Origin of the sequence: Candidatus Darwinibacter acetoxidans (assembly GCF_041936445.1) — a bacterium.
Lineage (GTDB): Bacteria > Bacillota > Limnochordia > Darwinibacteriales > Darwinibacteriaceae > DTU010.
In genome coordinates, this window is record NZ_JBHGXH010000108.1 from 1 (window position 1) to 4,663 (window position 4,663).

General features: G+C 54.5%; 7 protein-coding genes. 1 reads left to right on the forward strand and 6 read right to left on the reverse strand.

Annotated features, from left to right (window positions below):
• The 6 genes from ACE4YL_RS03545 to ACE4YL_RS03570 form a co-directional block, all read right to left on the reverse strand.
• Positions 1 to 408 (reverse strand): HK97 gp10 family phage protein (locus tag ACE4YL_RS03545; RefSeq protein WP_461369233.1); only part of this gene is annotated, 408 nt, incomplete at its 3' end.
• Positions 408 to 701: a hypothetical protein gene (locus ACE4YL_RS03550; protein WP_461369234.1), complete on the reverse strand. Its 294-nt coding sequence runs from the start codon at positions 699 to 701 to the stop codon at positions 408 to 410. The genes ACE4YL_RS03545 and ACE4YL_RS03550, both read right to left, overlap by 1 nt.
• Positions 698 to 1,150 (reverse strand): DnaT-like ssDNA-binding protein, encoded by a 453-nt coding sequence (locus tag ACE4YL_RS03555; RefSeq protein WP_461369235.1) that lies wholly within the window; start codon positions 1,148 to 1,150, stop codon positions 698 to 700. The genes ACE4YL_RS03550 and ACE4YL_RS03555 overlap by 4 nt, the downstream gene beginning before the upstream one ends.
• Positions 1,151 to 1,275: 125 nt before the next feature.
• A complete protein-coding gene (locus ACE4YL_RS03560) occupies positions 1,276 to 2,229 on the reverse strand; it encodes a hypothetical protein (RefSeq protein ID WP_461369236.1) in 954 nt (317 codons plus the stop codon).
• Positions 2,230 to 2,311: 82 nt separating this feature from the next.
• Positions 2,312 to 3,286: a major capsid protein gene (locus tag ACE4YL_RS03565; protein WP_461369237.1), complete on the reverse strand. Its 975-nt coding sequence runs from the start codon at positions 3,284 to 3,286 to the stop codon at positions 2,312 to 2,314.
• Positions 3,287 to 3,307: 21 nt separating this feature from the next.
• Complete coding sequence (locus ACE4YL_RS03570) at positions 3,308 to 4,087, reverse strand: hypothetical protein (RefSeq protein WP_461369238.1); 780 nt, start codon at positions 4,085 to 4,087, stop codon at positions 3,308 to 3,310.
• Positions 4,088 to 4,177: 90 nt separating this feature from the next.
• Here ACE4YL_RS03570 and ACE4YL_RS03575 point away from each other — a divergent pair, with 90 nt between their 5' ends.
• A complete protein-coding gene (locus ACE4YL_RS03575) occupies positions 4,178 to 4,519 on the forward strand; it encodes a hypothetical protein (protein WP_461369239.1) in 342 nt (113 codons plus the stop codon).
• Positions 4,520 to 4,663: the final 144 nt, after the last annotated feature.

Sequence of the window (4,663 nt, forward strand, 5' to 3'; positions counted from 1 at the left end):
TTTAATTTGCAGCTCGGCCATCTTGATAACCTTTTTCTTCATCTGGTTAAACGGATCTTCCAGGTATTTGGCTTTACCGCCCAAGGGGTGGTTATAACCCAATTCCTCATGCTGGCGCCGGGCATAGGGAGTTGAAAAGGAAATATATACAGCCTTCTCCTTGCCCTCCGGACCGGGGAAAGCATCCTTCATGTCGCTCCCGGATTCAGCAGATTCATACACCTGCGCCCCGTCCGGCAGCGCCCCGACGGTTACGGTACCGCTGCGGCGTAAAGTCCCGGTATCAATCGGCGTTTCATCTATGGCCTCCGTGAGTATTGCCTCTGCGCCGGTGCGAAGTGCTTTCAAGCCGGCTTTCTCCGCAATCTTAACCGCCTCTTTAGTACGCCATCGGTTACGTTTTGCCATTATATCGCCACCTCTCTGTGGCTTTCGTTACCGTCTAGCCCGGGGATTGTAGATACAGCAATTACCGGCCACTCCCTGCCGGCATACTCCAGCTTATCCCCTGGCTTCACAGGCTCAATGCAGAACACCCGGGCTTCGCTCACAGCCTCCCGGCCCTGATTATCCCGGACCAGCCTCCGCTTGCCCTCCCAGCGGACTTTGATTGTCTTGCTACTGGTTACCGGTTCACCGTATTCATTCTGGCCGGTGACGCAATGCCAGGTTGCGGTTTGGTTGAGGTAGTAGTTTATCATGTTATGAATACACCACCTAACAACCAAGGCTGGAGCAATTCCTTTGCCTCCTGGCTTAATAGCCCCTTTCCGGCACCTGCGGCATACGTTTCGCTCATATTTCCCAGCGAAAAAGACTGTACCCCTTCCTGCTGTAGCTTGCGCCTTTGATTATTGCCACGTTCAAGGAGTGCCAGTGCCTCTTCACAGCAGGCTTCCTTGACCGTTACCGGAATTTCGGTATCCAGGTATCGGGGGAAAGCCAGCTCCTGCTCCGGATTTGTCTTTCGCCCTCTCAACGGCTGCCGGTCGATTATTTTTGTTGCTTGCTTGAGGGCTTTTTCTTTGGTTTCGTTGTCTGCTTGCCCCCAGCTTTCGGCGTGGAGGCGTCCTGCGAAATATTCGTTTGCTTCTTCGGTGTCGATGTAGCTGTTTTTTCCGACTGTGATTGTGGTTTCTGTTTCTGCCATTTAGCCTCCGCCTCCTTCTTTGCTTTTTCTGCCTGCGCTTTTTCCGCCGCCAAGCGCCTGTACCGATTGAACGCCGTCACGTTGCTGCCTGAGAGATTGGTGCTGCTAACGCTCACTGTCATCACCTACTCGCCCTGAGCCGCCGTGACAGCGGCATCAAAGGCAGTCTTGACTGCCGCCGCATCGGTAAAAGATTTGCCGACCAACGCAGTATGGACACTATCCTTCCCCGTCTCATCCAACTCTTCATATCCCGTTAGAACAATGCCAAGCGGCACTGCGTACTCAAGAAGCACCGCTCCCATCCCTTCTGCATCGGCACTGTTAACGGCAGCAACGGCCTGATCCTCAAGTTCATCTTCCACGGCGGCGTCAAAGGCCGCCTTAATTGCCGCAGCATTCGCATATCCGGGATCACCAGGCCTGCCCGATAATACCGCTCCAATAACCGCAGCTTGACCAGCAGCCTCCAGGGCGGCATAGTCGCTCCCCGGACCGATAAGTAGAGCGAGCACATCGGCATATGCGAGCAGTGCGTCACCCATCTCGTTCGCGTCTACCGCAGCATTGACTGCGGCGACGGCCTCAGCCGTAATCTCGGTCGCAATCGCCCCGTCGGCTGCAGTTTTCACTGCCCCCTCGTTGGCATACGGAATCCCGTTGAATACCGTCTCGTGGACGTTATCCTTCCCTTCCTCAGACAGGCGGCCGTAGTTAGTCATGTCTATACCAAACAGCGCGGCGTAGGCCGTTACGGCCCCGAGATATTCGGCAGCCTGGGCGCTATTGAGCGCATCCACGGCGCGTTCAATGGCGACACGAAGTTGGAGCCCAGGCGCGAACACTAGCTCCAGGTCGTCACGGTCAGAGTATGGCTTGCCAGCAAACACCGCAGCATCTATAGCAGTCGTGTCTCGAAGGCCGCCATACGACACCATATCGAGGTCCAACTTCTTGCCGTGGATATCTAAAATGTCCGGTATGTCATTAGCCGCCCCGGCGGCGTTAATCGCAGCCAGCCCGTCATGCCAACGCCTGGTACGCTGTGAAGCCGTGATATCCTTTTTTTTCTTAGGCATGTTTCGATACCTCCTTGAATGATAAGGCCGGCCTCTCGGTCGCTGTCTCGGAGGCCGGCCTTAGAAATAGTAGCTGTAGCAGCTACGCCAGCTTATGAACAAACGCCACGATCCGGATTGCCTTGTTCTCGTAAACCCGGGTCCAGTTAGCACCTGCCGCAAGTTCGACGTTACTCGGAGACACACCGGCCGGGACGCCATTACCAGGAGTCCAGCGCACGCCGCGCGGATGAAGGATCATGGTCTTGCGGTTAATCAGGAAATCCTCACCGGCCAAGCTGTCCCGCGCCACTTCAGTCGGAACGAAGCCCACCGGATTGCCGTTACCAAGAGCAATTGCACCAGGACCAAACAGATAGGTGGTGTAATCATCGCCGTTGTTCGCTACCGGGCAGCCATCGTCAACGATTACGCGCTTACCCATGAAAAGCTTCATCGTAACCTTACCTTCGGAATCCCTTTCAGTCTCGATCAGGTCCTGCTTTGCCAGGCTTGCTTCGGTCGCACTGTGCATCAGCACCCCGGTAAGCTGCTCCTTGGCATCGCCCAGCTTCTGGGCCGCATCGACAAAGGTGTTACCGCTAATGCAATTTGATGCAGGCGCCACCGCCGCAGTAATGTCGTGCACATTAACAGCCATAGTCGCAGCACTGAACACACCGGCAAGCTTCGCTACTAGAATGGCCTGCATGCGCCGTGCCCAGTAGGCTGCCACCAGGTCCGCGATGGCTTTCATCGGGTCATCCCCGGCCAGGTTAGCTGCCAAATCGTTCGCACCCCAAGCCCGGCCTCGCCGCAGGATAACTGCTTCGTCCTGGGCCGCTTCGATCTTGCCGGGTGTCAGGGGGTTCTGGTCATCCAGTAACTCATCATCGCCGGTCAGATCTTGCCAAAACGGCATGTTTACCGTCCGGGCGGCTGCGGAAGCCAGCGTATCAAACTCCGCCAGGTTCTGGACAATGCCACTCTGGACCAGTGCCGACAGCTCCATGGTCCGCTGAACTACGTAAGGATTAAATACCTCGGGAACAATAACATCTGCAATCTTAGTAGTCACTCAAATCACCTCATGATTTTTTTACTTAACGCCCGCCTCCTGTTTTAAACGTGCTGCAAGAGACGGATTTTCCTGCAGGATCTTCGCCTGGTTGGTCAAGTTGAAGGTCTCCGGCTTCCAGGGATTGACGTCGCCGCCGCCCGCGCCAGGCGGGTTCGAGCCGCCGCCGACCTGGCCACTTCCGCCGCTGGTCCCAAGGAGCCAACTCTTCTCCTTGACCATGGTCTCCACTAGGGCGTCCAGGCCTATGACTGGCTTGTCATCCTGCGTGAGCTGCTTACCTTCCGCGTCCACCGGGAACACGGTCATGGATTCCAGATCCACCTTTACACCCGAAAAATCAGCTAGCTTGTAGGCATCCTCCAGGGCTTCCTTGCGAATACCCTGCTTAACAGCAGATGCCATGAAAGCGGCTTTCCTTAAAGCCTCCTGGGCTTTTTCTACCGTGACATTACTGCTCGACATAGCCTCTTTAATCTTGGCCGTGATATCCTCCGGCTTAGCTTTGGTTGCATCGAGCTGGAGCACTTCGCAGACACTTCCCAGAAGTGTCTTGTTCTGGCCCTCAAGGCCGACAATTTTTTCATTTGCTGTCGTCAATTGCCTCTTAACCTCGTCCCGCTCTCTTTCGGCCTCACGTAATTTGGTGCGCCAGCTGGCGGCTTCATCACGCAACTCCTGGACATAGGCAGACGAGAAGCCACCGCCGGATCCACCGCCGGAATCCCCACCGCCATCAGCGAAGCAGACCGGCAACCATCTTCCGAAAACATTAAACGGATTCATTAAAAAGTTAGGCATCGAGCCTTCCTCCTTCGGGCACCAAGCCCAATTTTTTGATATAATAAAACCGCCTCCGAATTTTATCTTTTCGTAAGGCGGGTTTTATACTTGGACGACCCCAACTGGACCATACATAACGATAAGCAATCCGTCACAGTCGGCATAAATAACCGGCTCTGGATATTACGCCAAAAGAAGATGACCCCCACCCTGATCCGCCTGGGCCGGGAACATACCAGGCTATTTTTAAAAGAAGCCGGTATGCACTATATCCCCAACAAAAAACCCCGGCGAATTATTCACCAGGGCCTATTTTGGGACGATGAGCACAGCTGCTTATGTTACAGCAAGAAAATGATCCCGATAAGGTTTAATGATCCCAAAATTCACGGTATTGCGGTTGAGGGGGAGCCGAAGTCGAAAAAGAACAACGCCCCTCATTCATCATAATAGAACTGCTCCACCTCTTCGTTTGTTAGCTCCGGCAACTCAATGCCTTTTTCGGCGCAGTATTTAAGCATGTCGCGCAGCCGTAAACCGCGCCGGGGCTTCGGGTTGTAGCAAAAGCACTCTTCGGACATTGTTTTTTTATCA